Source organism: Halomonas sp. Mc5H-6 (assembly GCF_024124705.1).
Taxonomy (GTDB): Bacteria; Pseudomonadota; Gammaproteobacteria; order Pseudomonadales; family Halomonadaceae; genus Vreelandella; species Vreelandella subterranea.
On the sequence record NZ_JAMXSI010000013.1, the window covers coordinates 1 to 14,830 of the forward strand.

The window sequence follows — 14,830 nt, forward strand, 5'->3', positions numbered from 1 at the left end:
CCGCTCGTCAGCATCCAGCAAGCTGGACCTGTTACCGCTCGACTTGCATGTGTTAGGCCTGCCGCCAGCGTTCAATCTGAGCCATGATCAAACTCTTCAGTTTACAATCATTGCGGTTCTTACCTGCTACCCGAAGGCGACAGAAGCGAACCAAACTTGGCTCAAGGTTTTCAAACGTTCTCTCAAGGTCCGAAGACCTTGGACGAGTCGCTTGCCTTGATAATAGGTGATTTATCACCCTCATCGGCAAGCGCCCACATGAATTACCTGATCACATTATTAAAGAGCGATCGAAAGGCCTCGCCGTTCGATGTGGTGCGTATGATACGTTTTTTTTACGCGAGGTCAACCAGCTGCGACACTTTTCTTACCAATGGTCGTTCAGGTAGCCAAGCGGGCCAATAAGTCGGCACGCCGATCGGCGGATACGAAAGCGGCGTCAATTGCATTTCGGGTTAATTGAACAAAAACGTCTTCAGACCATCCGAAAGCGTCGGCACAAGCCACATGATTGGCGAGCATTCCGCCACCAAAGTAAGCAGGATCATCGGAGCTGATGGTCACGTTCAGGCCCTTCTGAAGCAAGGTGGGCAAAGGATGCTCACGCAGGTCATCAACGACTTTTAGACACACATTGGATAACGGGCAAACCGTCAGGACGACCTGTTCACGACGAAGGCGCTCCACCAGGTCCGGGTTTTCAAGGCAGCGCACGCCATGGTCGATACGCTCCACCCCCAGAAGATCGAGCGCCTGGATGATATAGTCCGCCGGTCCCTCTTCGCCTGCATGCGCTACGCGAACCAGACCGATCTCTTTGGCCCGCGCAAAAAGTGTCTTGAATTCAGATGGCGGATGGTCGCGTTCCGCACTGTCCAAGCCGATTGCATCGATAAACTTCCAGTAGGGCGCGGCTTGCTCGAGGACGTGCAAGGCTTCCTCTGCCGGACGGTCGCGTAAAAACGCCATGATCATGCCAACCGAAAAATCCATGGATTCCTCGGCTTCCTGCTTGGCTTTGAGCAGCCCACCCATGACCACTTCCAGCGGCACACCTCTTTGCAGATGCGCTTGAGGGTCGAAATGCATATCGACATGTACGACGCCCTCCCGGCGAGCGCGATGAAAATAGTCCATCGCCAGGTCGTAAAAGTCTTCCTCGTGACGAAGCACGTTCATGCCCTGAAAATAAAGGTCCAAAAACGCCTGCAAATCATTAAAGTCATACGCCTCTTTTGCTTCCTGGGCAGAAGCATACGGCAAGTCAATGTTATTGCGCTGGGCCAGCGCGAACATCAGCTCGGGCTCAAGCGACCCTTCGATGTGAAGATGCAGCTCTACCTTGGGAAGCTGGCGCAAAAAATCGTGCATACAGGACTCCTGTCTAATTAGCTTCAAGGCCAAGCTTACCTGCATCCAGGTGCCAGTGGTAATCGATATGCGGCAACAAGTCAGGCTGGTCGACTTGATGGATAAAATAGATGACTGTTCTACTGCCAAGCCAACGATCAAGCGAAGCCGCCAAGTGCTGGGCGGTCACTGCATCGACGCTTGCAAAAGGCTCATCAAGGATCACAACCTGCGGGTCACGCAGCATCAACCGTGCCAATGCAACCCGCCTGGCTTGCCCCCCAGAAAGTTGCTGGCCTTTTTCGCCCACCTCTGTATCGAGCGCCCTGGGTAAACGTTCCACCCAATCGGCCAAGGCCACGTCAGAGAGGACTTGCCAAAGCCGCTCGTCACTTGCAGATGGGTCCGCGATGAGCAAATTCTCGGCCAGGGAGGCATCAAATAGATCCACGTGCTGGGTAAGCATTGCCAAATGCGCCGCGCGTTGTGTATCGGACAACGATGTGGGCGCTTCCCCCAGCACCTTGACGACCCCATGGGTGGGCGCCAACCGCCCCATGATGAGTGCCGCCAAGGTTGATTTTCCAGCCCCCGACATGCCGGTCACCACAGCGCGCTTGCCTGCGGGAAGATGCAAGTCAACGTCGCTCAAGGCCTGGGACAGCGCATGGGGATAACGCAACGACACGCCTTCGAGGATCACGCCATCGTCTAACGACACGACAGCGGGAGATAAGGTAGCGCTCGACGAATCACGCGGCTCCAGCTTGTTCAATCGCTCAACAGCGGCATAGCTCGCTCCCAGACGAACAAACGCATTGGGTAGAACGCTGAACGCCTCATTGATACCCAGTGCCATCAGCACGGCCATCACAACAATGGGACCGTCAACCTGGCCTTGCGCCAGCACCTCCCCCGCCAGCCAAAGCACCCCTAACGCCAGCAAACTCGTCACCGCCGCAACAACTGCACTCCCAAGCGCCTGCTTGTTACCTACCTGGCGCTGATTGTGCAGGACCTGCTGCTCATGAGCGTCGACAAAGCCTCGATGCCAATGATCGCTGCAATAGCTGGTCAACTCTGCGCTGGCCTGAACCTGATCAATCACCAAGTGACGCAAGACTTCTTGATCACCAACATGGTGGTGGCTTTGCCGCCAACCCCAGACGGAAAAGCCCACTATCGTGACCAGCCAGAGCCCACCGAGAACGCCCGCCATCAGCAAGGCCGCGTAAGGCAGCCACAGCGCGACGAACAGCACCATGATGGCGCTACCCAGTAGCGCAACCAGAGGCGGCATCAAAGCCCGGAGATAAAAATTATCCAGAGTGTCGATATCGGATGTAAGGCGGGTCAGCCAATCACTTGCCCGCTGACGGCCGAGCGTCAAATCATCAAGGCGGGTTAATTGACCAAATACACGAAAGCGCAAATCCGCCAGCAATGTCAGTACGCTATTGTGGTTGTAAACACGCTCGGCATACCGCGAGACGGTCCGCAGTAGCGCAAAGAAGCGAATGCCACCCCCCGGCACATAGACATCCAGAATGGCGGGCACTCCCAACGCCAGCGCAATACCCGTTAGCGCACTGGCGGTGATAAACCAACCCGACAGACCCAACAGTGCGACACCGGCCAGAAGCGTCAACCCTGCCAGCAAGGCCCCCAGCATAAAAGCGCGCCGACGGCGGGTAAGCAATCTCAACCAGGGTAAGAATTGGCGATAGATATCCCTCAAACGGGCATCTCCTCGATCTGTCCATGGGTCATTTTGAAGTGGCGATTCGCCGCTTTAATGACCGCCGGGTGATGGGTGGCAACGACGAGCGTGCGCCCTTCTTTTATCCAGTCGATCAACGCCCCCACCACGGCTTGCTCTGTTGTCTCGTCGAGCTTAGCTGTCGGCTCATCGAGCAGGATCAATGGTGCGCCACTCAGGTAAACACGCGCCAGCGCCAAACGCTGAGCCTGGCCACCCGATAAACCGACACCGCGCTCGCCAAGCAAGGTATCAAGCCCCTCTGGAAGGCCATTCACCACATCAAGCAAACCGGCACGCCTTAGTGCGACTTGCATCGCATCTTCTGATGCCTGGGGGTTCGCCAGGCGCAGATTATCGGCCAGACTCCCCTGCAACAGGCAGGGCTGCTGATCCAGCCACGCGATTTGATTCGTCGCTGAATGGCGGCACACACCATCGCTTGGCCCAATGAACCCTGCCAATAACCCGAGCAATGTCGACTTACCGCTACCCGACTCTCCGCTTATCGCCACCACATCACCCTGCTTTAGGGTGAGATCCAAGGGGCCCATCACCACACCACGACCCGGATAGCTGACCTGAACCTTCTCAAGCTCCACCAGCGCATTGTCGGTTCGGGTGGTTGAGGGAGAAGTGTCGCGCATCACAGGCGGCTCGTTGAGGGTATTGACGATGCTCTCTGCGGCGCCCAATGCCGCCGCTCGATCATGATAATGCATGGATAAGGTGCGCAAAGGCTGGAAGAACTCCGGCGCCAGTAGCAACACCGCCAGGCCGGAGAACAGCGTCAATGAAGGGGCAGGGCCATACTCGATGTAACCCAGCAGACCAAAGCCGACATACATGGCGACAACCGCGATGGCCACCGACGAGAAGAATTCAAGCACCGCCGAGGACAAGAATGCCAGCTTCAACGTCCGCATGCTGAGACGTCGATACTGGTCTGAGGCCACCCAGACCGCCTGCTGTGCCGCCTCTGTGTGACCAAACAGCTGAAGCGTGGTGATACCGCGCACTCGATCTATGAAATGCGCTGACAGTCGGGCCACGGCGGCGAACTGATCACGGTTCATGCGCTCTGCCCCCATCCCCACCAGGGCCATAAACAGCGGAATCAGCGGTGCCGCCAGCAGCAGGAAAACAGCAGCCAGGTAATCCAGCCATACCACCACGGCAAGAATGACGAGCGGCACCCACATAGTGATCCGCAGTTGCGGATGATAGCGCGCAAAATAGCCGTCCAAGGCGTCAATATGCTCTACCGCCTGAGCCGCAATGGTCCCGCTCTGCTGTGATGTCAGCCATGCGGGACCCAAGGCAGTGATTTTATCAAGCAGCTGAGCACGGGCCTTGCGCCTGATGCGAAGGCTGGCATCCAGACTCAATCGTTCTGAGGTCCACTGGCACAGCGCACGCAACAACACGGCGACGGCCAGGAGCGCGAAAACAGGCGTCAAGTCACTTGGCGACCGGCTGTCAACCACCAGTTGATCGATCAACCAGGCCAGGCCCGTTACGATCAGTACGGTGTGGCAGCCAGCCAAGGTACCAAAGAACGCCGCGCCCGCTAGCCGCCTGCGTTCTGATGCCGCAAGCGAGGTTAACCAGTGGCGCGGCGTAAGCTCATTATGGTTGGAAACAGATGCCATCGGCTTAGTGATAGCCCTCTCCGACACGCACCTTGCCACGGAAGACCCAGTAGGTCCACGCGGTGTAGGCCAGCACGATGGGGATGACAAACAGCACGCCGATCAGCAGGAAGAGCTGGGATTCTGGGGCCGAGGAAGCATCCCAGATAGTGTAGTTGGGCGGCACGATCACCGGCCACTTGCTGGCAATCAAACCCAGGTAGGTGAAAATGAACAGGCCAAGCGAAGCGACAAACGGCAAGCCTTCTTGCTGGCGCTTAACAGCGCGGAAAAGCACATAAGCACAGACCATCGCAAGGATGGGGAACACCCAGATCAAGTGAATCTGACTGAGCCAACGGTCGCGCACCTCAGGGCTCACCAACGGTGTCCATAGGCTGACAATACCAAACACCACCAGCACGGCCAGCAACAGTTTCGGGGTTATCCGGTAGGCCCACTGCTGCACATAACCTTCGGACTTCAGAATCAGCCAGGTCGAGCCCAGCAGGGCATAGCCCGCCATCAAGCCCAGACCGGTCAGCACGCTAAATGGCGTCAGCCAATCGAGCGCTCCACCTACGTAGACAAAATCCTCTACCGCAAAGCCCTGGATATACGCACCCACGACGGCTCCCTGGGCAAAGGCTGCCACTGCCGATCCGCCACAGAAAGCGCGGTTCCACCAATGGCGATTCTTCTTCGACTTGAAGCGAAACTCAAATGAGATACCGCGGAAAATCAATCCCGCCAGCATCAAAAACACGCCGATATAAAGCGCCGGCAGGAACACGGAGTAAACCAGCGGGAAGGCGCCCAGAAGCCCCGCTCCCCCCAATACTAACCAGGTTTCGTTGCCGTCCCACACCGGTGCGACTGAGTTCATCATCACATCGCGTGACGCTTCATCCGGTGCAAAGGGGTAAAGTATCCCCAATCCCAGATCGAAGCCGTCCATAATTACGTACATGATAACGCCGAAGCCAATAATGCCGGCCCAGATTATTGCAAGGTCAAGGCTGATCATTTGGTTGCTCCCTCATAGTCACTATCGAAAGGCGTGTGAGCCGCAGAGAAAGGACGTTTGGCTCGCTCGACTTCGCCGGTTACTTCCATGGAGTCCGCCAGCATACCGTTACGCACGACACGAGTAAGGTAGTAAATACCCACCCAGAACACGACGGCATACACGGCGACGTAGCCCAGCAGCGTAAACAGCGCCATACCGCCTGTCAGCGAAGGGGTTAACCCTTCAGCATGGGTCATGACACCGTAGACCAACCATGGCGCGCGCCCCGACTCGGTGACCACCCAGCCGGCCAGCACGGCCAGGAAAGGGGAAATGATCATACCTACCAATGTTTTAAGATAGAGCGGCGACTGGAAGAAACGTCCTCTACGGCGAAGAAACAAGCCAACCGTCGCGACGGCTATCATCAAAAGCCCAATCCCCACCATCACACGAAACGACCAGAAAACAAGCGCCACAGGGGGCTGTTCATCAGGTGCCATTTCATTGATACCCGGGACTACGCCGTCCGCACTATGGGTCAGAATGAGACTTGCCAGACTGGGAACCCCGATTTCAAAGCGGTTTTCCTGAGCTTCCTGATCGGGCAGTGCAAACAGCAAAAGTGGCACATTGGACTGAGTTTCCCAATTCCCCTCCATTGCCGCCACCTTGGTGGGCTGGTGCTCCAACGTATTAAGGCCGTGAAAATCACCGACGACAGCCTGCGCCGGTGCCAGGAAAAGCAACAGCCACAGACACATTGAAAGGGCTTTTTTATTCGCTTCGACATCACGATTACGCAGGAGGAACCAGGCGCTGACACCTGCCACCACAAAGCCACCGGTCAGGAACGACGCCATGCCCATATGCACAAAGCGGTACCAGAAGGAGGGATTGAAGATTGCCGCCATCCAGGAGGTGATATGGAAGCGTCCATCCACCATTTCATAGCCTGCTGGGGTTTGCATCCAGCTATTGGCGGAAAGGATCCAGAACGAGGAAATAAAGGTGCCCACCGCCACCATGATCGCGGCAAACAGGTGCACCCCTTCTGGTACTTTGCCACGCCCGAAGAGCAAAACACCCAGAAATGCCGCTTCAAGGAAGAAAGCGGTCACCACTTCGTAACTAAGGACAGGCCCAAGGAAGTTTGACGTAGCGAAAGAGAAGTTGCTCCAGTTCGTACCGAACTGAAACGACATCACGATGCCTGTCACGACCCCCATGCCAAACACAACGGCAAACATCTTGGTCCAGAATTGTGCCAGGCGATCCCAGGCGTCGTTTTCCGTTTTGTAGAATATCCCGTGCAGAACCGCAATATAGGACGCCAGCCCGATCGTGAAGACAGGAAAGATGGCGTGAAAACACACGACGAATGCGAACTGGAGTCTCGATAGCAATAGCGGATCAAGTTCCATAACTCCCTCCTAAGGTCCCATGGTGCCTTTTTCTCAAAGGCTTAAAACAAGCTTAGGTGAGTCCCTTTGGATCACGCTCTTCTATTTGTAGTCACTAAGCTTATTTGATCAACAACCCCTTGAGTTTACAGCTTAGAAGGTATGGATGCGGCATGCGTTTTGGGTTTTCACCGTGTCGCGTTGACGCAGGTCAATTTTTAAGCCCCAGGCGATAACGACTGTTATACAGACGCCTCAGGCCAACACGACCACACTCACCAGATAGCCTGTATAGGCAATAAAAAGCGCTAATAAACCACCGCCCTCAAAGCGGTTGATGCGCCGCGGGCGACCTTTCCAGGAGAATGCGAACAGCATCATCAGCACGGTCATCACCAACATGACGACCCAGTCACGCTGAAGCACCTCCTGACCGGTTTCAATCGGTGTAATGATGCCTGCCAACCCAACCACAGCAAGGCTGTTGAATAGGTTCGAGCCCACGACATTGCCGAGCACCATATCGTGCTCATTACGACGCAGTGCGCTAATCGATGAAGCCAGCTCGGGTAATGAGGTGCCAATCGCCACAACGGTCAAACCAATGATCAGATCACTGACGCCAAACGCGACGGCGATCTCGACAGCCCCCCAGACCAAAAGGCGTGAGCTGGCAATCAACAGTACCAGACCAACCAGGGTCCAGAGGATGGCTTTACCCCGCGACATGGGTTTGCTATCCAGCGTTTCCGCCACTTCCGAGACAAGCGCATCGTCCTGTTGGCCTTTGGAACGCACAACGCTGATAACGATAAATACCACCAGTGCCAGCAATAAACAGACTGCCTCCCAGCGGGCCACCCAGCCATCCAACAGCATCAGCCCGGTCACCAGCATCACTACCAGTAACAGCGGTATCTCTTTGCGAATGACGCTCGAGTGCACGGCCAATGGCGCCAATAACGCAACAAACCCCAGCACCAGGCCAATATTGGCGATATTAGACCCGTAGGCATTACCCACGGCCAACCCCGGGTTACCCTGCACTGCTGCCAGCACCGACACCATCATCTCGGGAGCCGATGTGCCAAAACCGATCACCAGCATGCCAATCAACAGGGGCGACAGCCCCAGCCATTGAGACGTCGCCGCGGCGCCATCGATAAATTTCTCAGCGCTCCAGATAAGCAGTATCAAGCCAACGACAACGGCGATAAGAGCAAGTAACATAAGGTTCCTTTGGATGGCATTTTCACAAGGTGGCAATGGCCTGGGCATTGAATGACCTGCCATGCCGGAGAGGCGGTAAATTCGCGTGGCGATCATTATTCATTCATCGCTCAAGGTCAACGACAACCTGATAACGATCAGATGAATTTTACCCAATATTTGACAGACTTATAATCGAGAGCGTATTGCTTTGCCTACTCACGCGAGCGAGATCATCATTTGTCACAGAACTGGCTAAGCAGACACCCCAACTTGAAGGTCAATGCGCCGCTTGTTGACCAGCAACCGCCTGAGGCCCGCACTCAAAGGCGACGCCTGCGCGCCTGTCATGAATGTGACTGGGTATCGGCGCTACCGCCCCTCAAATCCGGTGAAAAAGCCTGCTGCCCGCGCTGCTCGCATGTCCTGGTCAAGCGCAATCGTTACCCTGCCCAGCGCAGCATGGCGCTCGCGATGGCATCGCTTATTGCCCTTTTACTGGCGGTCTCCTACCCCTTTGTCAGTTTCAGCTATAGCGGGGTGAGCAACCGTATCGAGCTTTCCGAAACGGCAACCACGCTGATTGCCTTTCATCAACCCTTGGTGGCTATCGGCGTTATCATGACCATCGTGGTGCTGCCCGCGGTGTATTTGATAGGCACCTTATGGCTGCAATACGGTTTGTTACGCAACGCCCCACTGCCATTCAGCCGTTCAACAGCTCGTTCACTGAGCCATTTAACCCCCTGGATGATGGCCGATGTGTTTATCGTGGGCGCCCTGGTTAGCTTGATCAAGGTGGCGGGACTTGCTGATATTGAACTGGGTCTGTCGTTTTGGGCGTTTTGCGCCTTTGCCTTTCTCCTGTTGATGACGGTGCAATCGATTGATGCCGACTGGATGTGGTTTGCCCTGGAGGGCGAGCCACTGGCCCCGGAAGGTACACAAACAGGCATGTCAGCCGCGTCCCAGCAGCTTACCAGTTGCCCTACCTGTGGGCTGATCAATCGGTTGGCACCAAACGGCAAGCATTATTGTGTGCGCTGTCATGAGCGGCTGCACCCTCGCTTTCCGCATAGCGTCCAACGCACCTGGGCATTACTCGCTGCTGCCGCGATCATGTACATCCCGGCCAATGTATTTCCCATCATGACCACAACCAGCCTGGGCAATAGCTCCCCTTCGACGATCGTGGGCGGCATTGTCGAGTTGATTCAAGGCGGCTCCTGGCCGATAGCAGGCGTCATTTTTGTCGCCAGCATCATTGTTCCCGTCGGCAAACTGTTCGCGCTGGCCTGGCTATGCAGCGTGGCTCACCGTAGCGACGCCTTCAAAGCACAAACGCGAACAACGCTTTACCGGATCACCGAGTTTATCGGTCGATGGTCGATGGTCGATGTGTTTGTCGTCGCCATTCTCGTAGCGCTCATCCGCGCCGATTCGCTCATGACGATCAACCCGGGGCCGGCAGCACTCGCCTTTGGAGCAGTGGTCGTGCTGACCATGCTGGCCGCCATGACCTTTGACCCACGTTTGCTTTGGGATACCCCCATAACGACATCATCAGGACAAAGCGACGCCCGTAAGGAAGTGATTAATGGCTAACGAAAACGACATGCCCTCCAACGAACCACAGGGCGAAGCGGCAATGCATCGTGCCAAGCCCAGCCCCCAGACACGGCTTTCGCCCATCTGGATTGTACCCATTGTCGCGCTGGTCATTGGCTTATGGTTGGTATACGACAACTATTCCTCCCGGGGCACCATCATCACCTTGACGATGCCGAACGCCGAGGGGATCGAAGCTGGCAATACGCTGATACGCAGTCGCAACGTTGAAATCGGCCGCGTACAAAGCGTTCAGCTATCCGACGACCTTTCCCAAGCCGTTTTACGCGCCCGCATACAGCCTGAAGCGGAAGCCATGCTGCGCGAGGATAGCCGCTTCTGGGTCGTCAAACCGCGAATCGGCCGCGAAGGGATCAGCGGCTTGGGCACCGTGCTTTCGGGGGCCTATATACAACTTCAGCCGGGTTCTTCCTCCGAACCTCAACGCGAATTTGAAGTCATGGACACCCCGCCTGTTGCCCCAGCTGGCGTGGCAGGCTTGCGAGTCAGCCTTATCAGCCAGTTAGGCAATTCATTGCGCGTGGGCGACCCGGTTTCCTATCAGGGCTTCACTGTCGGCCGCATCGAGGAAACCCGCTTTGATGCCGAGTCACGCACCATGCACCATCAGGTATTCATTGAAGAGCCGTATGATCAGCTCGTCACGGAAAGCACGCGCTTCTGGAGTGCCAGCGGCATTGATTTTCGACTCGATGCCGACGGCGTTCGTGTCAACGTGGACTCCATTGAGACCTTGCTGGGCGGGGGCGTCACCTTTGGCGTCCCTGAAGACCTGCCGATGGGGCAGCCCGTTGACAATAACACCCGTTTCGAGCTTTACACCGATGAAGATAGTGCTCGCCAGGGTACCTTTAACCGTTATCTGGAATATGTCCTACTTGTCGACGATACTGTTCGCGGGCTTTCCAAAGGGGCGCCTGTTGAGTTTCGTGGCGTTAGGCTGGGTACCGTTGCCGCCGTCCCCTGGAATTTCATGGCACCTCAGCCGGATTCACGGGAACAGTTTGCCATCCCGTTGCTGATTCGCATCGAGCCCCAGCGACTCGGCATCGAGAATGCCGACGTGGATCTTGACGAGTGGGATGCTCGCTTCAAGCGCATGTTCACACTGGGCTTACGTGCTTCCCTCAAAAGCGGCAACCTGCTTACAGGGGCGATGTTCGTGGACTTGAACTTCCGCGAGGATCTGGCCGCTCACTATGTGCCGGAGTCTTTCTCGGGGCATACGGTGTTCCCCACAACGTCAGGTGGCTTTGCACAAATTCAGGCACAGGTGACCGACTTACTGGAAAAGCTGAATGGCTTGGAAATCGAGCCGCTATTAACGGGGCTTGATCAGAATCTACAAGCATCTGAATCTGTGCTTCAGGAAGTTCGCGCCGTTAGCGAATCCCTGAATCAGCTACTGAACGACCCTGACACCCAGTCTATCGGCGGCAACGTAAACCGTACGCTTGAAGAGTTGCAGAACACGCTGGAAGGCCTGTCTCCGGAATCGGCCGCCTACCAGGAGCTGATGTCAACGGTCGAACGACTCGACCGCGTCATTCGCGATGTCCAGCCGCTGACTCGTACACTGAGCGAGAACCCACGCGCACTGCTGTTCGAGAGTATCGAAACCGAAGACCCGATTCCTCGCGCACCGCGCGAGTAAGGATACACAATGCGACATTTGATCGGAAAACTGGGGGCGATGTTATTGGTACCCTTGCTGCTGAGTGCCTGCGCCAGCCAATCAACGCCGGCCACCCGCTACGTATTGCCGGGCGCGCAACTAGCCAGCCCGCCAGCCTCCCCCGCAGGCACCCTCCAGGTGACATCGCCTCGCCTCCCCCACTATCTGGATGTCGAGGGTATTGTCATGCAAACCGATGATATTACCCTGAGGGAAGCAAACGCCCATCAGTGGGCAGAAGCCATTGGCCGTCAACTGGAACGCGGCATGCGGGCTCGCCTGTCAAAGGCGCTGCCCAGATGGCGAGTGGTGCGCGACGCTGCTAGCGACGACCAGGCAATCACGCTACGCTTGGAAGTAGACCAGTTTCAGGGGCGCCAGGATGGTCGCGCCATCGCCAGCGGGCAGTGGCAACTGATCGATCCGCAGGGCGAAGTGCTGGCAATGGAAACCTTCAATGCCGATACCCCGCTCGAAGAAGACGGCTACCCTGCTCTTGTCCGTGCCTTGGGTAAAAGTTGGGACAAAGTCAGTGAGCAGATTGCCCAGGCGACGATGGCTGTTCGCCCCTAAGCCATCAACAAAGGGAGTTGAAAGGCCATGACGGACACAGCCCGGTACTCAGAAGACGCCCTCGAGGCCGTTCACAGGCTCCATGAGACAGCGGAAAAGCTCATCCACGCGCCTGCCAGTGAGGCGTTGCTGATTAGCGCCATGACGCACTATATCAGCGTACGTCACATACTGACCGCTGACGCCCCCTCTGGTGCTACCCTAGGCGCGCTGGCTCGTACAGAACAGTTTATTGTTGCCTCCGCCGATGCGTATTATCGTCAGCTACCCGACGACGCCGAAACGTCACTCAAACATGCCGAGCGGACGGCGTTGTTCGGTAACCGTTTGATGGCGTTGGATGGCATTGGCCCCGCGACGACCAACCAGCTATTCGAGCGTGGCATTTTTACCCCCGAACAGCTATTCGCCATCCCTGCTCACACCCTTGAAACACTTGACCTGCCTGCCGCTTCACTTGCGCGTGTCACATCGCTACACAATGCGCATCAAGCCAAGACACCAGACTGACGGTTCATGGCATGATATGATGGTCGCTCAATTGATCGTTTGTTATGAGTGAATCTTGTCACCGGCCATGAATGCGCTTTCTGATATGCCGCCAGAGGACGTCAATCGTCAATTCATAAGTGACCGGCCCTTGTTATCTTCAATTCATTACGGTTATTCATTTCCAATCATTCAACAGTGCGCTGTTTAACGATGCCATACGCATGCATAAACAGCCGCTGGGAGAACGCATGAACTTTTCTGACCTCGGCCTCGACGCCGACTTGCTGCGCGCTGTCACCGACCAAGGGTATCGCGAGCCGACACCCATTCAACGACAGGCGATTCCCGTCGTGTTGCAAGGCCGGGATTTGCTCGCCAGCGCGCAAACGGGAACGGGCAAAACCGCCGGTTTTACACTCCCCATGCTGCAGCGTTTATCGGCAGGCAAGCCCGCCACCAAACGCCAGGTACGTGCATTGGTGTTAACCCCGACCCGGGAACTGGCCGCCCAGGTGGGTGAGAGCGTTACCACCTACGGAAAACACCTCTCTCTGCGTTCGCATATCATTTTTGGTGGTGTCGGCCAGCAACCCCAGGTCGACGCATTGAAACGCGGCCTGGATATCCTGGTGGCGACGCCGGGGCGCTTGCTCGACTTGCAACAGCAGGGGCACGTTGACCTGTCAAGCGTCGAGATTGTCGTTCTGGATGAAGCCGACCGCATGCTCGACATGGGGTTTATCCACGACATTAAACGCCTTTTGAAGCTGGTCCCCAGCAAGCGTCAGAATCTGCTGTTTTCCGCCACTTTCTCCAACGAGATTCAAACCCTGGCGCAGCAGTTTTTGAACGACCCTGCATTTATCGACGTCGCCCCACGCAATACCACGGCAGACAAAATCGCCCAGTCGGTATACCAGGTGGACCGGGAGAAAAAACGCGACCTGCTGGCGCATCTCATCAAGCAGCACCAGTGGTTTCAAGTGCTGGTTTTCACGCGCACCAAGCACGGCGCCAACCGCCTGGCAGAACAGTTATCCAAGCAGGATATCCCCGCCATGGCCATTCATGGCAACAAGAGCCAGGGCGCTCGCACACGTGCGCTCGGGGCGTTTAAAAGCGGCGACCTGCAGGTATTGGTTGCCACGGATATTGCCGCACGCGGGCTGGATATCAACGAACTGCCCCATGTGGTCAACTTTGAACTGCCCAATGTTGCGGAAGATTATGTGCACCGTATCGGGCGTACTGGCCGGGCAGGCAGTGATGGCGAGGCGATTTCACTGGTCTGTGTCGATGAGCATGCCCTGTTACGCGGCATTGAGCGGCTGATAAAACAAACCCTGACCAAGCACGTCGAGCCCGGTTTTGAACCGGACCCGAACGCCACCCCACAGCCTATCGAAAATGGCCGTCGGCAACCGCGTAATGCACGCAGTCAACGTAAACCCAGCCAGCATAGTGACCGCGATGCGGCGCCCAAGCGTCGTGCTCGCCGCTAGTCAGGCTTATCTGAACATGTGATGGTAGCGCGACTATCAGGCTATTAATCAAGCACCTGTTTTCACGGAGTGATCATGGCGTCGTCCCAACTCATTGAACAATACCGTCAGTGGCAAACCTTTCAGCGGCAAGACCAATTAAGCCGCGAGCACTTTGGCGTTGTGCAACGCCTGGAAGATGCCCGAGCCACGTCGAAACAAGTCGTCGAAGCGTATCGCAGCATGGCGGAGAAAGCCTCAACGGAAGGTGCCTGCTACCGCACCCTGTTTTTACGCAAGCGGGATGATCAGCATGCACTGCCCTGCGAAGGCTGGCTGTTCGTTCGCCGGGTACTCAGCGAAGGCAACAGCACTCGCGTGAGAGTCACGCTGGTCGAAACCTTTACGCTTGAAGATGGCACCCTGGCACCCGGCGATAAACCGGCCCGCAAGCTGACCCTAGAAATTTTTGAACAGGTGCAGGTGGACAAAGGGATGCGGACCAGTGTAAGGGTCGATTGCCTGGACGCGCCCGAGGATTATCACTTCATCACGCTGCTGGATGCCGTCCGCGGAGACTTGCGCCCCTATTTAAAATAAGACGTATTTCTAAAATAAG

At 56.3% G+C, this 14,830-nt stretch carries 12 protein-coding genes and 1 rRNA gene; 6 read left to right on the forward strand and 7 right to left on the reverse strand.

The annotated features are described in order from the left end of the window. From NH395_RS15295 to NH395_RS15325, 7 genes are all read right to left on the reverse strand, one after another. Nucleotides 1-103 (reverse strand): 16S ribosomal RNA (locus NH395_RS15295); the annotation flags it as partial. Nucleotides 104-381: 278 nt separating this feature from the next. Continuing rightward, nucleotides 382-1,371 (reverse strand): adenosine deaminase, encoded by a 990-nt coding sequence (locus tag NH395_RS15300; RefSeq protein WP_253026087.1) that lies wholly within the window; start codon nt 1,369-1,371, stop codon nt 382-384. A gap of 13 nt (nt 1,372-1,384) precedes the next feature. Continuing rightward, nucleotides 1,385-3,088 carry a thiol reductant ABC exporter subunit CydC gene (gene cydC / locus NH395_RS15305; RefSeq protein ID WP_253026089.1) on the reverse strand — a complete coding sequence of 568 codons (1,704 nt, stop codon included), beginning with the start codon at nt 3,086-3,088 and terminating at the stop codon, nt 1,385-1,387. Then, nucleotides 3,085-4,761, reverse strand: coding sequence for a thiol reductant ABC exporter subunit CydD (cydD, locus tag NH395_RS15310; RefSeq protein ID WP_253026091.1), 1,677 nt, complete (start codon nt 4,759-4,761; stop codon nt 3,085-3,087). Before cydD ends, cydC begins: the two co-directional genes overlap by 4 nt. 4 nt (nt 4,762-4,765) lie before the next feature. After that, nucleotides 4,766-5,767 (reverse strand): cytochrome d ubiquinol oxidase subunit II, encoded by a 1,002-nt coding sequence (cydB, locus tag NH395_RS15315; RefSeq protein WP_066315482.1) that lies wholly within the window; start codon nt 5,765-5,767, stop codon nt 4,766-4,768. Beyond that, nucleotides 5,764-7,173 carry a cytochrome ubiquinol oxidase subunit I gene (locus NH395_RS15320; protein WP_253026093.1) on the reverse strand — a complete coding sequence of 470 codons (1,410 nt, stop codon included), beginning with the start codon at nt 7,171-7,173 and terminating at the stop codon, nt 5,764-5,766. The genes cydB and NH395_RS15320 overlap by 4 nt, the downstream gene beginning before the upstream one ends. Before the next feature lie 234 nt (nt 7,174-7,407). Beyond that, nucleotides 7,408-8,382, reverse strand: coding sequence for a calcium/sodium antiporter (locus NH395_RS15325; protein ID WP_253026095.1), 975 nt, complete (start codon nt 8,380-8,382; stop codon nt 7,408-7,410). Nucleotides 8,383-8,601: 219 nt separating this feature from the next. Between NH395_RS15325 and NH395_RS15330 the strand changes: the two genes are divergently transcribed. The 6 genes from NH395_RS15330 to NH395_RS15355 all read left to right on the forward strand — a co-directional run bounded on the left by NH395_RS15330 (nt 8,602) and on the right by NH395_RS15355 (nt 14,811). Further along, the gene (locus NH395_RS15330; RefSeq protein WP_253026097.1) at nt 8,602-9,966 is read left to right on the forward strand and encodes a paraquat-inducible protein A; all 1,365 of its coding nucleotides are present in this window, start codon (nt 8,602-8,604) and stop codon (nt 9,964-9,966) included. Beyond that, nucleotides 9,959-11,644, forward strand: a complete 1,686-nt coding sequence (gene pqiB / locus NH395_RS15335; RefSeq protein ID WP_253026099.1) for an intermembrane transport protein PqiB — start codon at nt 9,959-9,961, stop codon at nt 11,642-11,644. The genes NH395_RS15330 and pqiB overlap by 8 nt, the downstream gene beginning before the upstream one ends. Before the next feature lie 9 nt (nt 11,645-11,653). Further along, a complete protein-coding gene (locus NH395_RS15340) occupies nt 11,654-12,238 on the forward strand; it encodes an ABC-type transport auxiliary lipoprotein family protein (protein WP_253026101.1) in 585 nt (194 codons plus the stop codon). A 27-nt stretch (nt 12,239-12,265) separates the two neighbouring features. After that, a complete protein-coding gene (locus NH395_RS15345) occupies nt 12,266-12,748 on the forward strand; it encodes a hypothetical protein (protein WP_253026103.1) in 483 nt (160 codons plus the stop codon). Nucleotides 12,749-12,978: 230 nt separating this feature from the next. Next, nucleotides 12,979-14,232, forward strand: a complete 1,254-nt coding sequence (locus tag NH395_RS15350) for a DEAD/DEAH box helicase (RefSeq protein ID WP_253026105.1) — start codon at nt 12,979-12,981, stop codon at nt 14,230-14,232. Between the two features lie 75 nt (nt 14,233-14,307). Further along, the gene (locus NH395_RS15355; protein ID WP_092828912.1) at nt 14,308-14,811 is read left to right on the forward strand and encodes a hypothetical protein; all 504 of its coding nucleotides are present in this window, start codon (nt 14,308-14,310) and stop codon (nt 14,809-14,811) included. Nucleotides 14,812-14,830 lie beyond the last annotated feature (19 nt).

What these genes read in the sequence shown, in the direction of transcription:
- NH395_RS15300 (WP_253026087.1), bottom strand. Translation starts at nt 1,371, where the DNA reads ATGCACGATTTTTTGCGCCAGCTTCCCAAGGTAGAGCTGCATCTTCAC.
- cydD (WP_253026091.1), bottom strand. Translation starts at nt 4,761, where the DNA reads ATGGCATCTGTTTCCAACCATAATGAGCTTACGCCGCGCCACTGGTTA.
- cydB (WP_066315482.1), bottom strand. Translation starts at nt 5,767, where the DNA reads ATGATCAGCCTTGACCTTGCAATAATCTGGGCCGGCATTATTGGCTTC.
- NH395_RS15320 (WP_253026093.1), bottom strand. Translation starts at nt 7,173, where the DNA reads ATGGAACTTGATCCGCTATTGCTATCGAGACTCCAGTTCGCATTCGTC.
- NH395_RS15325 (WP_253026095.1), bottom strand. Translation starts at nt 8,382, where the DNA reads ATGTTACTTGCTCTTATCGCCGTTGTCGTTGGCTTGATACTGCTTATC.
- pqiB (WP_253026099.1), top strand. Translation starts at nt 9,959, where the DNA reads ATGGCTAACGAAAACGACATGCCCTCCAACGAACCACAGGGCGAAGCG.
- NH395_RS15340 (WP_253026101.1), top strand. Translation starts at nt 11,654, where the DNA reads ATGCGACATTTGATCGGAAAACTGGGGGCGATGTTATTGGTACCCTTG.
- NH395_RS15345 (WP_253026103.1), top strand. Translation starts at nt 12,266, where the DNA reads ATGACGGACACAGCCCGGTACTCAGAAGACGCCCTCGAGGCCGTTCAC.
- NH395_RS15350 (WP_253026105.1), top strand. Translation starts at nt 12,979, where the DNA reads ATGAACTTTTCTGACCTCGGCCTCGACGCCGACTTGCTGCGCGCTGTC.
- NH395_RS15355 (WP_092828912.1), top strand. Translation starts at nt 14,308, where the DNA reads ATGGCGTCGTCCCAACTCATTGAACAATACCGTCAGTGGCAAACCTTT.